The sequence below is a fragment of the Salinivibrio sp. SS2 genome, assembly GCF_001722075.1.
Lineage (GTDB): Bacteria > Pseudomonadota > Gammaproteobacteria > Enterobacterales > Vibrionaceae > Salinivibrio > Salinivibrio proteolyticus.
Map to the genome: position 1 here is coordinate 1 of NZ_MEBP01000043.1, position 3,007 is coordinate 3,007.

General features: G+C 50.3%; 3 protein-coding genes and 1 pseudogene. 1 reads left to right on the top strand and 3 read right to left on the bottom strand.

The features are described from left to right. From BGK46_RS17095 to fabR, 3 genes and pseudogenes are all read right to left on the bottom strand, one after another. Positions 1–187: pseudogene (locus BGK46_RS17095) on the bottom strand (IS5/IS1182 family transposase); the annotation flags it as partial. 136 nt (positions 188–323) lie between these two features. Beyond that, positions 324–707, bottom strand: coding sequence for a YijD family membrane protein (locus BGK46_RS02330; protein ID WP_069586865.1), 384 nt, complete (start codon positions 705–707; stop codon positions 324–326). 11 nt (positions 708–718) lie between these two features. Beyond that, positions 719–1,354 (bottom strand): HTH-type transcriptional repressor FabR, encoded by a 636-nt coding sequence (gene fabR, locus BGK46_RS02335; RefSeq protein WP_069586866.1) that lies wholly within the window; start codon positions 1,352–1,354, stop codon positions 719–721. 195 nt (positions 1,355–1,549) lie between these two features. Here fabR and sthA point away from each other — a divergent pair, with 195 nt between their 5' ends. Beyond that, positions 1,550–2,965: a Si-specific NAD(P)(+) transhydrogenase gene (gene sthA, locus BGK46_RS02340; RefSeq protein ID WP_069586867.1), complete on the top strand. Its 1,416-nt coding sequence runs from the start codon at positions 1,550–1,552 to the stop codon at positions 2,963–2,965. Positions 2,966–3,007 lie beyond the last annotated feature (42 nt).

A 3,007-nucleotide genomic window follows, 5' to 3' on the forward strand; every position in this document is an offset into this window, starting at 1 on the left:
AAAAGAAGGGGAGGGGGGTAAAGGGGGGAAGGCAATTATCTTTGCAATAAAGGGGAGCGACGGCAGCTCGAATAAACTCGAAGTCGATGGCGCGGTCGATTTTACGAACAAGATGGTCTTTGGGAACAAGTTGTTCCATCGTCACCATTTCAAGTTCATATTGGTGTGGAGAAGGTTCTTGAAGCATACCGGAGCATCCCTATTGCAACACTCCTATTAGATCAAAGGTCTAGCTCGAAAGCTAGACCTTTGTCAGCAGTCTGAGGCGTCTCTCGACGCCTTTTTTATTCACTCGTTATAGTGTGCGATTCGCCGCGCAGGGCTCACACGTCAGAGGCTGTATCGTTTTTGGCTTTGCGGCTGAAAAAGCCCAGCTTATGACCCACCCAAAACGCCAATACCATAGCAACCAGAATCGAGAAGAAGTTACCGCCCAATTCTGGCATTTGCATACGCATGAACGCAGAGTACCCAAACGCACCCACTAAGAAACACGCAAACGCGATCAGCGGTGTGCCTTCAGTGAGGGGTTGGCGTTCATGCAATTGGTAACAAGCATGTACCGCCAGCACAAACGCTAGAATGGGGAAAATAGAAAACGCCACGCCACCGACAAATAGCGTGGCGAGAGTGGCACTGCCACAGATACCTGTGATCAATGACAGTACTAAGAATTTACGCTCAGATTTAACTTGCTCATGTTCCATGTTTTCACCTGTTATGACAGCTTTTTCTGTAATGCCCGCCGCTCACGATCTTTACGATACCAGTAAGCTCCCTTGGCTATCATGCGCAATTGTATCACCATTCGCTCGGCCAATTCTGCCCGTGAATGTGTATCAAGATCTAACGCTTCCGCGCCGGAGTTGAATACCAAGATCACGCAGGCTTCAGCCTGATTGTACGCTTCTTCATAGGTGAGCTGCGTGCGAGACTGCAAATACTCGGTCAATTCTGCGACAAAGTGCTGAATTTCTCGTGCTACAGCCGCACGGAACGCCGCTGAGGTCCCTGAACGTTCGCGAAGCAGCAAGCGAAAAACGTTGGGGCTGCTTTCAACAAATTCCATAAAGGTTTCGACCGAGGTACGCACCACACTACCTTCTGCGGCAATACGCTGACGGGCTTGACGCATCAGCTGACGAAGCAGGAGCCCCCCCTCATCGACCATGGTTAATCCCAACTCATCCATGTCTTTAAAGTGGCGATAAAATGAGGTTGGCGCAATGCCTGCTTCACGCGCGACTTCTCGCAAACTCAAGCTCGAGAAGCTTCGCTCCGCACTCAATTGGCTAAAGGCCGCATCAATCAATGAGCGACGCGTCTTTTCTTTTTGTTCTGCTCGAATACCCATCACACTCAACCTGCCGTCATCATGGCGACACTATACGCATTTTTACGTCCTAAATCAGCCAAACACCCTCTTGAACAGCGCCTTGCGTTTTCCACGCGAACGTCCAGATCATGCAGGAAAGTTAACCTTACTGCCAATAAGCGTTAAACTGGTCATAAATGGATGTTGCAATAATGAAAATAAGGTTTGAATCCTATGAGCAAGTCGAATCCTCGCTCTGTTGATCATTTTGATGCGATCGTAATAGGGAGTGGCCCAGGCGGCGAAGGCGCGGCAATGGGGCTAACCAAGGCGGGCAAGCGCGTGGCCGTGATAGAACGTGAAAGCACTGTCGGTGGTGGCTGTACCCACTGGGGCACCATTCCTTCCAAAGCACTGCGTCACACCGTTAGTCGGATTATTGAATTTAATCAAAGCCCGATCTACACCCAGAACACCAAAAGTATTCACAGCACCTTCTCTCAAATCCTGAGCCATGCCGATTCCGTGATCGGCAAACAAACGCGCCTTCGTCAGGGTTTTTACGATCGCAATCAGTGCACGCTGCTCCATGGAATGGCGGAATTTGTTGACGCACATACTTTAGCCGTTCGCCACCCTGACGGCAGCAAAGAGCATTACACTGCCGATCATTTTGTGATTGCGACCGGCTCACGCCCTTATCAACCAGCCGATGTCGATTTTAGCCACGCACGTATTTACGACAGTGATTCAATTCTGTCACTCAAGCATGACCCGCGCCACGTGATTATTTATGGCGCAGGTGTCATTGGCAGCGAATATGCATCTATTTTTCGCGGGCTTGGCGTCAAAGTTGACTTAATCAATACCCGCGATCGCTTGTTGTCATTCTTGGATAACGAAATTTCCGATGCCCTGTCATACCATTTCTGGAATAGCGGGGTCCTGATCCGCAATGATGAAACCTATGAGCGCATTGAGGGCACAGATGACGGGGTCATTGTCCATCTTGCCTCAGGTAAAAAAATGAAAGCCGACTGCCTGCTCTATGCCAACGGTCGCACCGGTAACACAGATAAGTTGAATCTTGGTGCGGTGGGACTGACGCCCGACTCTCGCGGCCAGCTGAGCGTCGACGACAATTACTCGACCGAGGTTGACCATATTTATGCGGTTGGGGATGTGATTGGCTATCCAAGTTTGGCCAGCGCGGCCTATGATCAGGGACGGGTCGTCGCAGAAGCAATTAGCCAAGGCAATGCCAATGCACGCCTCATTGAACATATTCCCACCGGCATTTATACCATCCCAGAAATCAGTTCTGTGGGGAAAACGGAGCAAGAGCTCACGGCAGAGAAAGTCCCGTATGAAGTCGGGCGTTCGCAATTTAAACATCTCGCTCGCGCCCAAATTGCCGGGATGGATGTTGGCAGTTTAAAGATCCTCTTTCATCGCGATACCCGTGAGATTTTGGGGATCCACTGCTTTGGTGAACGCGCCTCGGAAATCATTCACATCGGCCAAGCGATTTTTGAGCAAAAAGGCGCCGGTAATACCATCGACTATTTCGTCAACACGACCTTTAACTACCCGACCATGGCCGAAGCGTACCGCGTTGCTGCACTCAACGGCTTAAATCGCTTGTTCTAAGCGGTACCAATCGCTGTCTCTTACCATCGAGTAGGGTGAGGC